Below are 16,849 nucleotides of genomic sequence, written 5' to 3' on the forward strand. Positions count from 1 at the left end.
GAATAATGATGAAGAAAAAAATACTAAATTTGATATCGAAAAAGAGTAAAGTTAAGGGATTTACTTTAATAGAAATGGTAGTTGTAGTTGCAATAATTATGATGCTTTTAGTGATTATTGCTCCGAACTTAGCAAAACAAAAAAACAATGCAAATAGAAAAACGGATGACGCCTTTAAATCAACTTTACAAACTCAAGTAACTTTATACGAAGATGATAAAGATCGTAATGGTAAAACAATCAGTTTTCAGAACATGTTTGAAGATGGTTATCTAACTAAGAAGCAACTGACAAAGTCGAAGGACTATGCTGTAAAAGATGGTATCGTTGAAAAGAATGCTAAATAAAGTTAATTTAAAAGGATTTACTCTCGTAGAAATGGTTATTACCTTGGCCATAGCAATAATCATCACAGGAATAGGTGCAATAGAGTTAAATGCTTATAAAGAAAAATTAATTTTAGAGAATACAGTTGGAGAAATTAGGAGTGCAGTGGAACAAGCCGCTCGTGTTTCAGCAACAAGTAAACAAGCATGTGTTGTTAGGTATTTTCCAGATTTGAAAGAAATAGAATTTGTCGGAGATAATTACTTTAAATCATTAAAAATAAGCCAGTCAATACATGTTTATAATTTGTCTAATTTAAAAATATCAACTACCGGTTCAATGGCTCCTCATACTATTACCATCAGTAACGATAAAAATACACGAAAGATAAAATTACAAATGACTTGGGGACGTGCTATAAATGATTCATAAAAAAATGTGTGGCTTTTTAGTAATGGAAAGCATGATTGGATTAATAATCGCATGTATTGGAATTACCACTGTAGAATTAATAATTGGGGAAAGTAGACTTATTGAAAGGAAAATTGAGCAAAAAACTGACCGTACTTATGCTTGGAACGTGATGAAAAAAGCCAACGTTAAACAGGTAATGGTACATGACCGCCTTTATCGTTTTGTAGATAATAAAAAAATTCTCGATGTAAAAAATAATAAAAAATATGAAATTAAAAAGTAAAGGCTTTATTTTAGCTGAAGCAATGTTCTCAGTTCTTATTACCTTAATTGTAGTATTGATGTTACAAAATTTGTTAAAGACATTGACATTAGCTAATAAAGCGCACCATAAAACAGATGATGTTGTTTTTTCATATGTGCAATTAAATCGGTTTATAAATGATGAAAAGGGTATAAAGGCTTATACCTTACCTAAAGATTCAAATTTCTCAAAAGCAGTGTTTGTAAAAACAAATAAGAAGAATGAGACAACTACCTATTATTTGACGCTATACAAAGATATGGTACGCGTGACAACACCTAAAGGAGGGCACATGCCTTTATTACTGAATGTTGAAAAAGCTGATTTTCTTACAAAAGATAGGTTGATTAAAATAAATGTAATGGAAAAAGATGGTAGAAAGTCTGAATTATACTTTAAATTTAATTCTCGTCCCAATTTGAAGAAGAAGGTAGTAAATGATAAAAAGCAAAAGTTGGAAAATAAGAGGTAACGCACTTTTAAGTAGTGTCTTAGTTTTGACTACCTGTTTGATTTTTATTCAATTTTATTTAGAAGTTTATCAAGAAAGTATGGAAAATAATTTTTTATTGATTGAATATCTGATTAATAATTGATTTGCTTGCTCTTATAACCTTGTTTCTATTAAAATTAAAATGTTTAGGAGATAAGGGGAAGAAATTATGGATAATATAGAAAAACTTTTTAATAATTTTTTGGATTGTGTTAAGTGTTTACAAGTAGCTTTGAATGTCTCTTTGGGTGATGCTCTAGTTGAAACCTTTGACAATTTAGAAAATAATCAGATAAAAGTTGAGTTGGGAGCTCCTGACAAAGAGACCGTTCAAAAATTGAGTCAAAAGTATGCTAATTTGCACTACGATCAGCTTTCACCAAAAATTAAGATACAAATCTTCACTTTGTTAGTTTTAAAAGCTGTTAATGAAGATGGGCTAGATGTTAATCAAATGCCGACTCCACCTGCTATTGCTACTGTTATAGCTATGTTTATGCTCAAACTGTTGCCAAAAGAAAAACTAATTATTGCTGACCCGGCAATTGGCACTGGCAATTTGCTATTTTCTGTAGTCAGACAACTAAAAAATTCCAACCATTCTAAAGCGGATTTTGAACTTTATGGTATTGATAATGATGAAGAAATGCTAAGCTTTGCAGATATTGCAGCCCATTTGAATAAAATTGATATTGAAATGTTTTGTCAAGATGGTTTAACTCCTTGGATGTTTCCCAGACCAGATGTTGTTGTAAGTGATTTGCCTGTAGGTTATTATCCGGTTGATGATAATGCTGCTAATTTTGCTACTAAATCTGTGAAAGGTCATTCGCTTGCTCACCTTTTATTTATAGAACAAATTATTAAGAACCTCAGGCCAGCTGGTTATGCTTTTCTACTCGTACCACAGACAATTCTTTCTGGTAAAGGCGGCAGTGACTTCATGCCTTGGCTGTCAGAAAAAGTTTTTTTACGGTCAATAATTGAATTGCCTGACAATGCTTTTCAAAACAAATTTAACCAAAGATCAATTTTAATTTTTCAAAATCATGGAAAAGATGCCAGAAATAGTGAAGTATTTCTCACAAAGTTAGACTCGTTTAAAAAGGAAGAAGACCTAATAAAGCTTAATGTTAAACTAAATGAGTGGTATACTAAAAATATTAATTGATTTGTGAAAAGTTAAAAATTCAAGTTTATGGAGGGAATTACATTTATGAAAAAAGTTTTAGCAATCAACTCAGGCAGCTCTTCTTTTAAATATAAGTTGTTTGCTTTACCAGAAGAAAAGGTTTTGGCAGAAGGAATTGCCGACAGAGTAGGCATTAATGGATCCTCTTTCCAAATTGAACTGGCAAATGGCGAAAAACATACTGAGAAAGTTGCAATTCCAGATCAGGAAACTGCTGTTAATTTATTGCTTTCGGCTTTGAAGAAATACCATGTTGTTAATGACCTAAGCGAAATTGTTGGTGTAGGTCATAGAATAGTTGCGGGTGGCGAAGAATTTACCGATTCGGCACTAATTGACAAGGCTAAGTTACAAAAAATTTATGATTTAAAAGAATATGCCCCCCTTCATAATCCTGCAGAAGGCAAAGGCATTGAAGCCTTTATGAAATTACTACCAGGAGTTCCTGAAGTAGGCGTGTTTGATACATCATTTCACCAAACTTTGGATCCTGTTCACTACATGTATTCAATTCCTTACCATTATTACGAAAAATATGGCGTACGTAAATATGGAGCCCATGGTACCTCAGTTCGTTATATAGTTGGTCGTGCGGCTCAAATGCTTGGTAAAGATGCCAAGGATTTGAGACTGATTGTTTGTCATCTTGGTTCAGGTGCTTCAGTTACTGCAGTTAAAGGTGGCAAGTCTTTTGATACATCTATGGGCTTCACTCCATTAGCAGGCATCACTATGGGTACTCGCTCCGGTGATGTTGATCCATCTGTTTTGCAATATATCATGAATAAAGACCATATTGATATTAACGAAATGATTGATATTTTGAATGATAAATCTGGTCTATTAGGTATTTCTGAGATTTCCTCAGATATGCGTGACCTAGAGAAAAATTCTGATAAAAAAGCTGATCTTGCTAGAGCTATTTTTGTAAATCGTGTCATTCAATATATTGGTTCTTACATGGTTGAAATGAAAGGTGCAGATGCGATTATTTTCACTGCTGGAGTAGGTGAGCATGATTCTGGTATTCGTGAAAATATCATGAAATCATTTGAATTTATTGGTTTAAACCCTGATTTAGAAGCAAATAAATCAAATGGTGAGAAATTTATTACGAAGCCAGATTCAAAAATTAAAGCTTTAGTTATTCCAACTGATGAAGAATTAATGATTGAACGGGATGTCGTTCGTTTAGCTCACTTGAGTTAATGATGAAATTTATAATAAAATAGAGAAGTTGCTAAGAAAAACTTAGCGACTTTTTTTGTTTATTTTTGATATTATAGTATTCGAAAAGCAAAGCATCATCATAATGAAATATTATATTTGATTGGCAAAAAACAAATTGGCTCAAAAATTTCGAGACAAACTTAATAGTGATGGCTGAGCTGGTCTGACTATCAAAATAATTTGCAAAAGTATGGTCGGCTGCGATAGAAAATAACTGTAAACCTGAAGGAAATGGTAAAGGAAAAATAAATGATTAAATTAGTTGCAATTGATGTTGATGACACACTATTAAATAGTCAGGGAAGGTTACTTCAATCTACTATTGAAGTAGTTAAGAAGGCAGTAGCGCGAAATATCAAGGTAGTACTTTGCTCTGGACGACCATTAGCTGGTGTGAAGCATTTTTTGAATGAACTAGGAATAGTTCAAGACAATCAATATGTTGTTACTTTTAATGGCGCTGTCATTGAGACAGTGACAGGTAAGACTCTTCAACAATTGGGAATTGATCAAACAACTTATGAAAAGATTGACCAATATTCTAAAGAGCATGGCGTGGCTTACAATGTTGTCGCTGAAAACAGTGCAATCATTACAAGTAATTTAAATGTTAATCGAATTACTATTGTCCAGGCGTGGGAAAATAGTGCTGGTGTTCTAATCAGAAAGCCTGATGAACTACCTAAAGATGAACAAATAATTAAGGCCGTTTTTGCTGACGAAAAAGTCAAGCTTGACGAAGTTGAAGCTAATGTTGTAAAAACCTTTGGCAAAGAAAATTATGTGGTGCGAGCAGCCGATAACTTTTTAGAAATAATGCATCCAGATGTTAACAAGGGGGTGGCACTTAAATTTTTGACAAAAAAACTAGGATTTGAAACTAATGAAGTGATGGCAATTGGGGATGAGCGAAACGATATACCTATGTTTAGGGTTGCAGGAACTTCAGTAGTTATGGCAAATGGCTCTTCTGAAGCGAAAAACCAAGCTAACTTTGAAACTGCATCAAATAATCAAGATGGAATTGCCTTGGCTTTTGAGCAATTTGTTTTTTAGATAGAATTCAAGGTTCCGCTTTGACATTAGGCAATTTCGCTTTGTTATGCTATAATTGTATTACCCAAAGCGGGGGTGTTTTGGGATTCGACAGGCGTAGATTCGCATTGACTGCGGTTCGTAGGTCACGTCTACGTAAAAACGTCACAGTTTTATAACTGCAAATAAAGAAAATTCTTACGCATTAGCTGCCTAGTTTAGGCGCATGTGTTGCTTGTTTTCGGATTACTCACGTCTGAATTCAAGTATCAACTTAGTGAGTTACGTTTGACTACCTCATCTGAATAGTTAAAAAGAGTCATTCCAGGTTAGCTAGTCCATACTAGCCCTGTTATATGGCGTTTTGGACTAGTGAAATTCAAATAATATAACTATGATCGTAGATGTCAGTGACGGAGTGCGTTTGGACAGGGGTTCAATTCCCCTCACCTCCATAAATATATTAATAAAGCCCTATGAATAAAGCGTTCATAGGGCTTTATTTTACTTTTGTATGGTTAAAAAAATTAAACTGGAATTTTTATTTTTTTAGTAGGAATTATAAACTTCTATGTTCTTTTACTAGGCTACGATTTATTCATTAATTTTTATAGTACGACTGTTATTTTTTAATATAAAAACAATAAAAAATCCAACATCTGCCTACTATTTAACATTTAACTTAGCTTTAACAGTCATTTTTTGCAGAATTAGCTCAGTGAATATAACAAAAGAAAGTTTTTTGAATGATTATGAAACAATTAATTATGTAGCAAAAATGCTAATTAACTATATAGACAAAGGAAACAATAACGTATTATGATAAAAGAGTGGCGGAAAAAGACCAAGAAGTAAAAACGAATATCTTAATTCCTTGTGTTAGCTGACAAGTAACTAGTATAAAATAAAAGAAATGAAAAATAAGAACTATTTATTTTTCATTGAGCTTTCAAAAATGGTGATTGTATAAGCATATCTAACTACGTTTCAATTTTGTTTCGTGCTTAAAACAGATAAACTTTCACAAAACAGTTTTAAAATGAAAAGTTATTTAAGTTATTTTATTATCGACCCTACGAAATTATATAAAAGTTGTTTGATGACTAGAAAGTTGAAGAAATGGATCCACATAAAATGACATTGCAAGAGTTAGGAAAATATTTTTATGGTCGCAATGTTGAGTTTACGTTGAAAAATGGTCAAAAGAAGGAAATTTTTGTTCAGGATATATTGAATGAAGATGATGACGAACCAGAATTAACTTTTCTTGGAGGTTCTGTTGAAAATGAAATTAAAATCTCGGATATTTTGAGTGCTCGTGAAATTTAGCATTAAAAAGATCTGGAGTATCAAGCTATAGAAAATAGTGGAGGAAAAATGAGAAAGAATACAGCATGGACTATCATTTTAATTTGTTCACTTGTTGTTATTGTTCTTAGAATTCTAATAATGGCAGGGAGCAAATTATAATCGCTAAAAAGGTCGAAGTTAAAAATAAGTTTGTCTATTTTGTATATATAGTATATTCAGAATATTTAAAGACTAAATCACTTTGAAATTTGCTTTATCTAATGCTTTTTTGTGCGCTATAATAAAGTACACATAGTTTGAATGAGCAAAAAATAAACAATGAAAAAATTAACACAAAAGTCCAAGTTACTAATAGGTTATGCTATTTCAGGACTTGGCGATCAGTTTTATACTTTTGCAATTCCACTTTTGATGTTGTCGAGAACACATTCATCAATAATAATGGGACTGTTAACGGCAGTCGAATATTTGCCTACAGCATTATTTGGACTAACAATTGGACCAATTTTTGACATGTATTCTCGTAAAAAAATCATGCTTTTTTCTCTGATTATACAAATGGTGCTAATTATAATTGCACCATTTTTGGTTATAAGAAACGTCTCAATATATTGGCTGCTATTGGTCATTTTCCTACTTGGCAGTTTCGACTTAATCACTTGGACAGGCTACCAGATATTTATTGCAGAATCGGTAAAAAAAGAAGAATTATCATCTGTTTCGGGCCAAGTTGGTTTAATTTCGTCTGTGCAAAAAACTTTCGGCCCAGGCATTGCAGCTGTCATTATTAATTTGATCAATTATATTGGTGGTTTTTTATTAGATGCTTTAAGTTTTGGCTATTTAACTTATGTTATTAAAGACTATGAACCTTTACAAACAGAAAATGGGGCAATGAAAAAAGAAAGTTCCTTTAACAAAAGTGCTAAAAAGGGGATTTCCTTTTTATTTGCTCATCATGACATTAAATGGCTGCTTGCAAGTTTTTTTGTTGCTAATGTTGGTTTTCAAGCAGTCGTTCCCATGTTAACGTTTTTATTAAAACAGGAAATGAAAGTTTCAGTTAACCTAGTAAGTGTTTTTTACACAGTAGCTGCAGTTGCCAGTATTATTGGCAATTTCATCTACCTGCGTATCAACAAGAATATGAAACTTGGTACACAGATGATTATGATTGGACTTCTAATAATGTGCGGCTTTATGATAATGCTAAATGTTCAGTCTTTCTTTTGGGTTACCTTTGGTTATGCAATAGTGTCCTTTGGTTGTGTTTGGTCACAAGCAAACTTTTTTACCATTATTCAAGCAGAAACACCGCCTCAATTTAAAGGAACAATAACATCAATTTCTACATCACTTACCCGAATAATTGGGCCCATTATGTCATTAATTAGTGGTTTCTTAATTAAAGCAGAAGTTCACTCCATCTTTGTTGTAGCTTCTGTTTGCATGTTTCTTTCTGTATTTATTTCCCTAGTTACTGGTTTAGGCGAATTAGGTAAACTGGAAAAGCTGCATTAATTGCAAAAAAGCAAAAACTTATTTTTTAGACAAGCAATGGTCTAATAAATTACAAATAGCTGGATTTTTATAAATTGCCACAACATCATATTTTAGTTTTGGTAAGTTGGGTAAGTAAGTAACGCATTTAGCATAAGTTTCTGGCAATGGCAGTTCTTCTGGATAGATAGCCATACCATAATCTAAAACAACATTCGATAATGCCGCGTCGAAACTGTCTAAATAAATAATTTGTTCATAACAAATGTTCTTTTTGGCCAAAATTTTTTTAATTTTTGTTTGTACATCATTCTTATCTGTAGCAGTCCATTTTTGCAAGAAAAGGGGCTGCTTTTTTATAACATTCCTTTTTAGCCTACCATCTTGATTAACAGCTTTTTTGCTCAGTAAAATCCCAAAATTGGCAGTTCCGATTTTCTTAACATGAATATTCTTAATTTTACTTACCGCTGTTGAGAAACCAATCAGCACATCGTAATCCTCTGCATCAAGTTTCGGTATACTAGTAGCAAAATTTTCGGTATCTAATTGTAATTGTAAGCCTGAATTGTTTTTTGTAAGTAATCGCGCTAAGCTAACGGCCCAATAATCAAAACCATGTAAATAATGTACTCTCAACGTTTGAAATGAATCATTTAACTGACCAATTTTTTCATTAAATTCATAATATTTTTTAAGTACCGGTACTGCACAGTGATACAGATTAATGCCCGCTAAAGTAACTTTAAAATGGGAAGTTGAACGATCAATCAGTTGCACGCCTAAATCTTCCTCTAAATTTTTTATTGCGTTACTAATGGCTGTTTGAGAAACAAAATTTCTCTTAGCGGCCGGAGTAAATCCTTGAGTTTCTACAACATCTATAAAATATTTATATGCTAATAGGCTATATTTCATCACATTTTGTCCTTTTACTTATAACTTTATCTAATAAGTTATCATCATTATATGTTAGCGCTTACTAAAAAGCGAGGGTAAAATTGAATTGTAACGACAGTTACCTTTACTAAATTAGTTTTGTAACTAAAAAGGAGAAGTATAATGGCTGAAAAATATATTTTAGCGATTGATGAAGGTACTACAAGTACACGTGCAATTATTTTAGACCATTCTGGTAAAAAAGTAATTGATTCACGGAAAGAGTTTAATCAATATTTTCCTAAACCTGGCTGGGTAGAACATGATGCTAACGAAATTTGGAATTCAGTTTTATCGACTATTGCCAATTCGTTTATTAATTCAGGAATTAAGCCTGACCAGATTGCGGCTATTGGTATTACTAACCAACGGGAAACTACTGTAATTTGGGATAAAAAGACTGGTTTGCCAATTTACCACGCAATTGTCTGGCAATCACGGCAAACTTCAGATATCGCCGATAAAATCATTGCTGACGGGTATTCCGATATGATCCATGAAAAAACCGGTTTAATCCCTGATGCATATTTCTCTGCAACTAAAATTCGCTGGATACTTGACCATGTTCCTGGCGCTCAGGAGCGTGCTGAAAATGGTGAATTATTATTTGGCACCATCGATTCATGGCTCGTCTGGAAACTGACTGGCGGCAAAGTTCATGTTACTGATTACACTAATGCCAGCCGGACAATGCTTTTTAATATTACCAAACTTGATTGGGATGATGAGATACTAAAATTATTAAATATTCCTAGAAAAATTTTACCGGAAATTCGTTCTAATTCTGAAATTTATGGCACTACTGCGGAATATCACTTTTACGGCAGTCAAGTTCCCATAGCTGGAATGGCTGGTGACCAGCAATCAGCTCTGTTTGGTCAATTAGCTTTTGAACCAGGAATGGTTAAAAACACTTATGGTACCGGTGCGTTCACTGTTATGAATACAGGGGAAAAGCCAAAATTCTCGGCCAATAACTTGTTAACGACTGTGGCATATGGCATTAATGGCAAAGTAAATTATGCTTTAGAAGGTAGTATTTACGTTGCCGGTTCTGCTATTCAGTGGTTGCGTGATCAATTGGGCATTATTGATGACGCTCCTCAATCAGAAGAAGCCGCAAAACGTTCCAAGGATAACAATGAAGTTTTTGTCGTCCCAGCATTTACCGGTCTAGGTGCTCCATACTGGGACTCAAATGTCCGTGGTTCAGTCTTTGGCTTAACTAGAGGTACGACAAGGGATGATTTTACAAAAGCAACTCTACAATCTTTGGCTTATGAAAGTCGCGATGTTATTGATACTATGCATGAAGATACCAAAATTAAAATTCCTAAATTAAAAGTCGATGGTGGTGCTGCCAATAACGACTATTTAATGCAATTCCAGGCAGACATTTTAGGAATTGAAATAGAGCGTGCGGCTAATCTTGAAACAACCGCTTTAGGTGCTGCTTTTCTTGCAGGTTTAGCTATTGGCTATTGGAAAGATTTCGAGGAAATAAAGAAAATCCAAAAAGTCGGCAAGATATTTAAACCACAAATGAGTGGCGCTGAAAGAGACCATCTTTATGAAGGGTGGAAGTCAGCTGTTAAGGCTGCTCAAAGTTTTTCATACAAACCTTACCAAAAGAATTAGTTAACAGTTTTACTAAAAGAAAGAGGTTATACCATGGCGTTTTCAATTAAAACCAGACAGGAAGAAATTGAACGTTTAAAAAATGAAAAATTAGATTTATTGGTTATCGGTGGCGGTATTACTGGAGCTGGCGTTGCATTGCAAGCTAGTGCAGCTAAGATGAAAACCGGTTTAATCGATATGCAGGACTTTGGTGGCGGAACTTCATCACGTTCAACCAGGTTAGTTCATGGTGGTATTCGCTATCTTAAGACTTTTGATGTCCAAGTAGTTTCTGATACTGTCAAGGAACGTGCAATAGTTCAGCATATTGCTCCTCATATGACTAGGCCTGACCCTATGATTTTGCCGATTTATGATGAACCGGGAACAACCTTTACCATGTTTTCGGTCAAAGTAGCAATGGATTTATATGATCATTTAGCTGGAATCGAGGGTGACTCTCCTTTAATTAAGTATGCCAACTATACAATGGATAAAGCAGAAACTTTAAAACGTGAGCCACAATTAAACAGTGAAAATTTACAAGGCGCGGGCGTTTACCTTGACTACCAAAACAATGATTCCCGTTTAGTAGTAGAAAATGTCAAAAAGGCACATGAATTGGGATGCTTGGCTGTTAGTCGCCTGAAATGTATTGCGATCCTTCATAACGAGCAAAAGCAGGTTAACGGAGTACGCGTCCATGATAACTTAACCGGTGAAGAATTTGAAATTCATGCAGATGTAGTTATTAACACCTCCGGGCCTTGGTCCGACTTAGTAAGACAGGAAGATAAAGCAGTTTATAAGAAGCCACGTCTGCGTCCTACAAAGGGTGTTCACTTAGTAGTTGACCAATCACGCTTAACTGTGCCGCAACCTACTTACTTTGGCTCAGGTACAGCAGACGGTCGTATGATTTTTACTATTCCAAGAGAAGGTAAAACCTATTTTGGCACTACCGATACCGACTTTACCGGTGATTACGCTCATCCAACTGTTGAACAAAGCGATGTCGATTACTTGTTAAATATTATTAATAAGAAATATCCTTCCGCTCATTTAACTATTGACGATATTGAAGCCAGCTGGGCTGGAGTGCGTCCCCTAATTGAAGTCGAAGTTGAAGGCAATGAAGCAGCAGATGCAGCAACTGGTGCCAGTGTCTCTGACAGTACTTCGGCACCGTCCGCTGTCTCTCGCGGTAGTTCATTAACTGAAGCTGAGGATGGCTTAATTACTCTAGCTGGTGGTAAATTAACAGATTATCGTATTATGGCTAATGGTGCCATGAAGAAAATACAGCAAAAGCTTCATGACAAGTTTTCTAAGAACTTTACTTTACAAAATTCTGCTGAAATTAAAGTTGCAGGTGGTGACTTTGATTCAGACCATGCAGAAGAAGAACTTGCTCGGATTGCTAAAGATGGCGTAGCAGCTGGAATTACTGCTGATGATGCCAAGGAAATTGCCAACTTGTTTGGCTCACAAGCAGAGCAAATCTATGACTATGCAAAAACGATTAAGCCCGCTGCAGGATTAAGTCTGGGCGAAACAGCAGCCCTTGATTATTCACTAGCTGAAGAAATGACATTGACACCTGTTGACTATCTCTTAAGGCGTACTTATCACATTTTATTCAAGAGTGATACTTTAAACCAGGTTAAAGAAGGTGTCGTTAACCATATGTCTGATTACTATGGCTGGGATAAAGAGCAAAAGACTCAATATGTACATGATTTAGAGCAGGAAATAGCACAATCACGACTAGATAAACTAAAGAATAAAAAATGATAGATTAGCAAAAAGAAAGTAGTAAATTATTCCCCTAAAAAGCCCGTCAAGATAAACTGGCGGGCTTTTTCTTGCCCTTTTTTAAGCACACTATTACAATTAAATTATTTTATGTGAGCAGGGGCTAGCAAAAAGTATTATTATAACAATAATAAATGTTGTCATATTTGAAAAAATAGTTTTAAATTTACATCTTAAAAGATTAAACTAATAGAGAGGTGATTAAAATGGAGCCAATTTTTCTCACTCCTTATTTCAGACCAAAAATTTGGGGTGGACGCAAATTGAAAACAATCTTTAATTATAATATCCCAGATGGCAAGGTAGGAGAAGCTTGGGTAATTTCCGGCTATAAAGAGGATGCTTCTACAGTAATCAATGGTCAGTTTAAAGGGCAAAGTCTGCGTCAGGTTTATCAAGAAAATCCGACGCTATTTGGCAACCCTGAAAGTAAAGAATTTCCGCTGCTTGTTAAGTTCCTGGATGCAAATGATAATTTGTCTGTCCAGGTTCATCCCAATGATGAATATGCTCGCAAAGTAGAAAATGATAGCGGAAAAACTGAAAGCTGGTATGTTTTACAGGCTGATCCTGGATCATATCTAATTTATGGGCATACTGCCAAAACTCGCTCAGAACTGACTGAAATGATAGAAAAGGGAGAATGGGATAAACTTTTACGCAAAGTACCTGTAAAAACTGGTGATTTCTTTTATGTCCCCTCAGGAACAATCCACGCACTTACTAAGGGGATACTAGTTATAGAAACCCAACAATCTAGTGATGTGACCTACAGGTTGTATGACTATGATCGTGTTGACCAAAAAACCGGTAAGAAACGCGAACTACATACCCAAAAATCAATCGCTGTTACACAGGTCCCACATGTTGATCCTAAACTGGATATTAAAACAGATCACGTGCAGGATGCTACTATAAAAACTTTGGTTGCACCACCCGTTTCACCTCATTTTTATTTGTGGCAAATAGATTTAGCTGGACAATGGCGCACTGGTTTAAATAGTCACCCCTACTTATTATTAACAGTTATTAAGGGAACGGGCACTCTTCAAATTGAAAGTAAATCATATGACCTAGCAATTGGAACAAATCTGATAATTCCTAATAACATTAAAAAATTTACATTCACAGGTAATATGAAATTGGTTATTTCTACGCCTAATAATTAAGGAGAATAATAAAATATGATCTATATAGTTTGTGGCTCAATTATGTTAATAGTTGGGCTATTATGGCTCATTTCACCTCCGAAAAGACCTTGGCCGTTTTACGGATATTATTCGTACTTGGCCACAGTGAATAAAGCAAGTTTTAAATTTGCTCAGCATAAAGCAGGTGGTTATTTTATTATATTTGGTTTAATGCAATTATTATTAGGAGTTGGAATCCATTTACTTAAATGGGATCGTTACTTTTTACTTTGGCTGCTGACATTTTATCTTTTCATTATCTTTCCAATCATGGCTACTGAAAAAAGTCTTAAAAAATTTTTGATAATTCGTCATGAATTGCCGGCAGATTATATAGACCCTGACAAAGTAAAAAAGGAGAGAACAAAAGGATTTAGGGACAGAAAATGAAACTGAAAATTTTAATGGTCGAGGATGATCAGTCGGTTGCAGAAATGATGGGGATGTTTTTCGAAAAAGAAGGATGGTCCATGGATGTTGCCACTGATGGGGAACAAGCCGTTAAAATGTTTGCTGAGAATCCTGATCAATATGATTTGATCACTCTAGACCTTAATTTACCTAAAAAAGATGGCATAGAAGTTGCTAAAGAAGTTTGTGCAATCTCACCATCAATTCCAATCATTATGCTTACTGCGCGCAGCAGTGAAGAAGAACAAATTCAAGGATTTAATGCTGGTGCCGACGACTATGTATCTAAGCCATTTAGTCCTTTGGCACTAATAGCACGTATTAAGGCTTTGCAACGCAGAATCAGAATTGATGATAAGCAGGAACAAACCAAAACAGCAGAATCCGGAGAAAAATTTGATGTGGTAACTAATCATATAAAGATTTCCACAAGCAGACGTGAAGTATTATATGACAATAAACATGTTCAAAATATTACCCCCAAAGAATTTGATTTGTTATATACCATGGCCCAGAAGCCAAAGCAGGTCTTTTCTCGTGAACAATTATTAGAATCTGTTTGGGGTTATAATTATTATGGTGAAGACCGAACCGTGGATGCACATATTAAAAAATTGCGCCAAAAATTGGAAAAAGTAGGTGCAAATGTCATCCAAACCGTTTGGGGTGTTGGCTATAAATTTGATGATTCGTAGGCTTTATTATGAAGTTGATTTATCAGCATATGCTTAGTTTTTTACTAATCATTATTACTACGGTATCAATAATCGGTTTTTCTGAAATTAATAATACTACTCAACAATCGTACGAATATAATTATCGGCGAATGGAAGATTTTGCCGCGGCATTAGGTACTTTGGCTACAAATGATAAAAAGGACGGAGCAGCAATGCTGAATCCCAAATTTTTAAATAAGCTGGAATTTGTCCTTCATAGCGATAGGGTGTATCTTAGCGTTTTTAATGCACATGGTTCACAAGTTTATCCTCAAAGAAATGACAAAATTAAACTTACCCCTCATCGCCTGGGGCAGTTAAAACATGGCAAGAAGTTACGTATTAAAAATAATAACGAAGCACTCTCCAGCTTAGGCTATAAAAAGGATGCTTGTACTGGTGTACTTTTACCCTGGAAGGATAAGGGAAAATTTATTGGTGCAATGTGGTTAGGAGTCAGAATTGCCCAAGTAGAGCGACCTGTAAGAATCGCCAAGCAAAATCTCTTCAACGCGTTAGTTTCTACCATTATTGTAGGTTTAGTACTCAGCTTGATTCTTTCTTTTTATGCAACCAATAGAATTAAAAAGTTATCTGTCGCTACCAAAAAAGTTACAGCAGGTGACTTTGATGTGCAGACACATTACTGTGGTCATGATGAAATAACTCAGCTGGCAGATAACTTCAACCAGATGGTTCGGACTTTAAAAAAATCAAATCAAGAAGTGAAAGAGCAAGAAAAAAGGCGAGACCAGTTTATGGCTGATGCTGCTCATGAAATGCGCACACCTTTGACTACGATCAATGGTATTTTAGAAGGCTTACAATATGATGCAATTCCTGATAAAGCTAAGCCCAAGTCTATTGCCTTGATGAGTAGAGAAACTAAGCGGTTAATTCGTTTAGTTAATGAAAATTTGGATTATGAAAAAATTCGTAATAACCAAATAAATTTAGTTAAAACGCGCTTTAATGCCAGAAAGACATTTGAAGATGTAACAATGCAACTTAAGCAAAATGCTGCTAAAGCTGATGATACAATCTTTATCACTGCTCCAAAAAATCTGCCTGTTTATGCAGATAAAGATCGTTTTACCCAAATAATGGTTAATTTGGTGCAGAATGCAATTCAGTTTACAGCTAACGGTAAAATTGAAATTAGCGGTTATAGAATTGCACACGCAACGGTAATTATGATTAAAGATAATGGTATCGGAATGAATCAGCAACAAATTAAATACGCTTTTGAAAGATACTTTAAGGCTGATCCTTCACGCAGCCGCTCTGGTAAAGGAGAATATGGTTTAGGATTATCTATTGTATCCTCTTTGATCAAACAGCATGGTGGCAAAATTAGTGTCCAATCTGCAATCAATCAAGGAGCGGAATTTACAATCATACTTTTTGACCAGGGTTATGAACAATATCTTGAAGATTAAAAAAATCATTTCCACAAAAGGAAATGATTTTTTATTTGTGTGACTTATTTGTCATTTTTACTTGTTTCGTGCCAAACTTTTGCAGTTACAGGAATTGAACCAAGATTAGTCATTTCATCTTTTCCTACCACAATTAGATTATTGGGACCTTTAGCTAAATTATTGAAACTGTCTAAGCTTTGATTCTTAAAATAGCCATCACTGGCTTTTGCTAAGGTCAATTGTAACTGGTTAATGCGATACGCTTCTGCGTCTGCTTCGGTTTTAACAGCTTCAGCTTTGGCCTTTGCTGTAGCAATCAGAGCGTCATTTTTAGCTTTGGTAGTTAATTCAATATTTTTAGCTTCACCTTCCGCCTTTTCAATAGCTGCTATTTTTTCACGGTCTGCAGTAAGCTGCTTATCCATTGCTCTTTGAATCTCTGGACTAGGTAAAAGTTCATCAATATTGACCCGAACGACCCGAATGCCATAAATGTCTGTTAAATCGCCAATAGCTTCTGAAAGTTGAGTGTTAATGCTGCTAGTTGAGCCTAAGGCGTCGTTTAAGTCCATTCTTCCAATGATGTCACGCAAGTGTCCTCGAATGAGTTCGACCATAGATTTGACCGAATCCGTGTTGTTGTAAAAATACTTGTAAGAATCTGTTACCAAATAATTTAGAGTTAGACTGGTAGTGATTTCTGCATTGTCTTTAGTAATAATTGAATATTTTGAGATTTCTGCGGGAAACATTGCCAGTGAGACCTTACGTAATCTCTGAATTACTGGAATAATCAGTACCAATCCAGCCTTTACAGTTCTGGAATACTTTCCCAGTGTTTCTATTAAGCCTTCATTATTTTGAGGTACAACACGGCAGCAGGAGAGTAATAAAAGTACAATAACTAAAATAATCACTACATAAAGCATTT

At 34.7% G+C, this 16,849-nt stretch carries 17 protein-coding genes and 1 other RNA gene; 16 read left to right on the top strand and 2 right to left on the bottom strand.

What is annotated here, in order from left to right; genetic code table 11:
- The first annotated feature begins 5 nt into the window (after nucleotides 1-5).
- The 10 genes from comGC to GYV61_RS00455 all read left to right on the top strand — a co-directional run bounded on the left by comGC (nucleotide 6) and on the right by GYV61_RS00455 (nucleotide 7,827).
- A complete protein-coding gene (gene comGC, locus GYV61_RS00410; protein WP_232352193.1) occupies nucleotides 6-347 on the top strand; it encodes a competence type IV pilus major pilin ComGC in 342 nt (113 codons plus the stop codon).
- On the top strand, nucleotides 337-759 hold the full coding sequence (locus tag GYV61_RS00415; RefSeq protein WP_174794361.1) for a prepilin-type N-terminal cleavage/methylation domain-containing protein: 423 nt from the start codon (nucleotides 337-339) through the stop codon (nucleotides 757-759). The genes comGC and GYV61_RS00415 overlap by 11 nt, the downstream gene beginning before the upstream one ends.
- Nucleotides 749-1,024 (top strand): type II secretion system protein, encoded by a 276-nt coding sequence (locus tag GYV61_RS00420; protein WP_174794362.1) that lies wholly within the window; start codon nucleotides 749-751, stop codon nucleotides 1,022-1,024. Before GYV61_RS00415 ends, GYV61_RS00420 begins: the two co-directional genes overlap by 11 nt.
- Nucleotides 1,008-1,517 carry a ComGF family competence protein gene (locus GYV61_RS00425; RefSeq protein WP_174794363.1) on the top strand — a complete coding sequence of 170 codons (510 nt, stop codon included), beginning with the start codon at nucleotides 1,008-1,010 and terminating at the stop codon, nucleotides 1,515-1,517. The genes GYV61_RS00420 and GYV61_RS00425 overlap by 17 nt, the downstream gene beginning before the upstream one ends.
- Before the next feature lie 190 nt (nucleotides 1,518-1,707).
- The gene (locus GYV61_RS00430) at nucleotides 1,708-2,709 is read left to right on the top strand and encodes a class I SAM-dependent methyltransferase (protein ID WP_174794364.1); all 1,002 of its coding nucleotides are present in this window, start codon (nucleotides 1,708-1,710) and stop codon (nucleotides 2,707-2,709) included.
- A gap of 45 nt (nucleotides 2,710-2,754) precedes the next feature.
- On the top strand, nucleotides 2,755-3,939 hold the full coding sequence (locus tag GYV61_RS00435) for an acetate/propionate family kinase (protein WP_110445916.1): 1,185 nt from the start codon (nucleotides 2,755-2,757) through the stop codon (nucleotides 3,937-3,939).
- Nucleotides 3,940-4,209: 270 nt separating this feature from the next.
- Nucleotides 4,210-5,016 (top strand): Cof-type HAD-IIB family hydrolase, encoded by an 807-nt coding sequence (locus GYV61_RS00440; RefSeq protein WP_174794365.1) that lies wholly within the window; start codon nucleotides 4,210-4,212, stop codon nucleotides 5,014-5,016.
- A gap of 71 nt (nucleotides 5,017-5,087) precedes the next feature.
- Nucleotides 5,088-5,453: a transfer-messenger RNA gene (ssrA, locus tag GYV61_RS00445) on the top strand.
- A 661-nt stretch (nucleotides 5,454-6,114) separates the two neighbouring features.
- The gene (locus GYV61_RS00450; RefSeq protein ID WP_046324673.1) at nucleotides 6,115-6,324 is read left to right on the top strand and encodes a hypothetical protein; all 210 of its coding nucleotides are present in this window, start codon (nucleotides 6,115-6,117) and stop codon (nucleotides 6,322-6,324) included.
- Between the two features lie 300 nt (nucleotides 6,325-6,624).
- On the top strand, nucleotides 6,625-7,827 hold the full coding sequence (locus GYV61_RS00455; protein ID WP_174794366.1) for an MFS transporter: 1,203 nt from the start codon (nucleotides 6,625-6,627) through the stop codon (nucleotides 7,825-7,827).
- An 18-nt stretch (nucleotides 7,828-7,845) separates the two neighbouring features.
- Here the strand turns inward: GYV61_RS00455 and GYV61_RS00460 are convergent, their stop codons facing one another.
- Nucleotides 7,846-8,724 carry a LysR family transcriptional regulator gene (locus GYV61_RS00460; protein WP_174794367.1) on the bottom strand — a complete coding sequence of 293 codons (879 nt, stop codon included), beginning with the start codon at nucleotides 8,722-8,724 and terminating at the stop codon, nucleotides 7,846-7,848.
- 144 nt (nucleotides 8,725-8,868) lie between these two features.
- Between GYV61_RS00460 and glpK the strand changes: the two genes are divergently transcribed.
- From glpK to GYV61_RS00490, 6 genes are all read left to right on the top strand, one after another.
- Nucleotides 8,869-10,383, top strand: coding sequence for a glycerol kinase GlpK (gene glpK, locus GYV61_RS00465; protein ID WP_174794368.1), 1,515 nt, complete (start codon nucleotides 8,869-8,871; stop codon nucleotides 10,381-10,383).
- Nucleotides 10,384-10,416: 33 nt separating this feature from the next.
- Nucleotides 10,417-12,159 carry an FAD-dependent oxidoreductase gene (locus GYV61_RS00470; RefSeq protein ID WP_046324676.1) on the top strand — a complete coding sequence of 581 codons (1,743 nt, stop codon included), beginning with the start codon at nucleotides 10,417-10,419 and terminating at the stop codon, nucleotides 12,157-12,159.
- A gap of 227 nt (nucleotides 12,160-12,386) precedes the next feature.
- Nucleotides 12,387-13,349, top strand: a complete 963-nt coding sequence (manA, locus tag GYV61_RS00475; RefSeq protein ID WP_174794369.1) for a mannose-6-phosphate isomerase, class I — start codon at nucleotides 12,387-12,389, stop codon at nucleotides 13,347-13,349.
- 15 nt (nucleotides 13,350-13,364) lie between these two features.
- Nucleotides 13,365-13,760 (top strand): SdpI family protein, encoded by a 396-nt coding sequence (locus tag GYV61_RS00480; RefSeq protein WP_174794370.1) that lies wholly within the window; start codon nucleotides 13,365-13,367, stop codon nucleotides 13,758-13,760.
- Nucleotides 13,757-14,476: a response regulator transcription factor gene (locus GYV61_RS00485; RefSeq protein WP_046324679.1), complete on the top strand. Its 720-nt coding sequence runs from the start codon at nucleotides 13,757-13,759 to the stop codon at nucleotides 14,474-14,476. The genes GYV61_RS00480 and GYV61_RS00485 overlap by 4 nt, the downstream gene beginning before the upstream one ends.
- Before the next feature lie 8 nt (nucleotides 14,477-14,484).
- A complete protein-coding gene (locus GYV61_RS00490; RefSeq protein WP_174794371.1) occupies nucleotides 14,485-15,936 on the top strand; it encodes a sensor histidine kinase in 1,452 nt (483 codons plus the stop codon).
- Between the two features lie 44 nt (nucleotides 15,937-15,980).
- Here the strand turns inward: GYV61_RS00490 and GYV61_RS00495 are convergent, their stop codons facing one another.
- Nucleotides 15,981-16,847 (bottom strand): SPFH domain-containing protein, encoded by an 867-nt coding sequence (locus tag GYV61_RS00495; RefSeq protein ID WP_174794372.1) that lies wholly within the window; start codon nucleotides 16,845-16,847, stop codon nucleotides 15,981-15,983.
- Nucleotides 16,848-16,849: the final 2 nt, after the last annotated feature.

The sequence above is a fragment of the Lactobacillus melliventris genome (genome assembly GCF_013346935.1).
In the GTDB taxonomy this organism is placed as follows: Bacteria; Bacillota; Bacilli; order Lactobacillales; family Lactobacillaceae; genus Lactobacillus.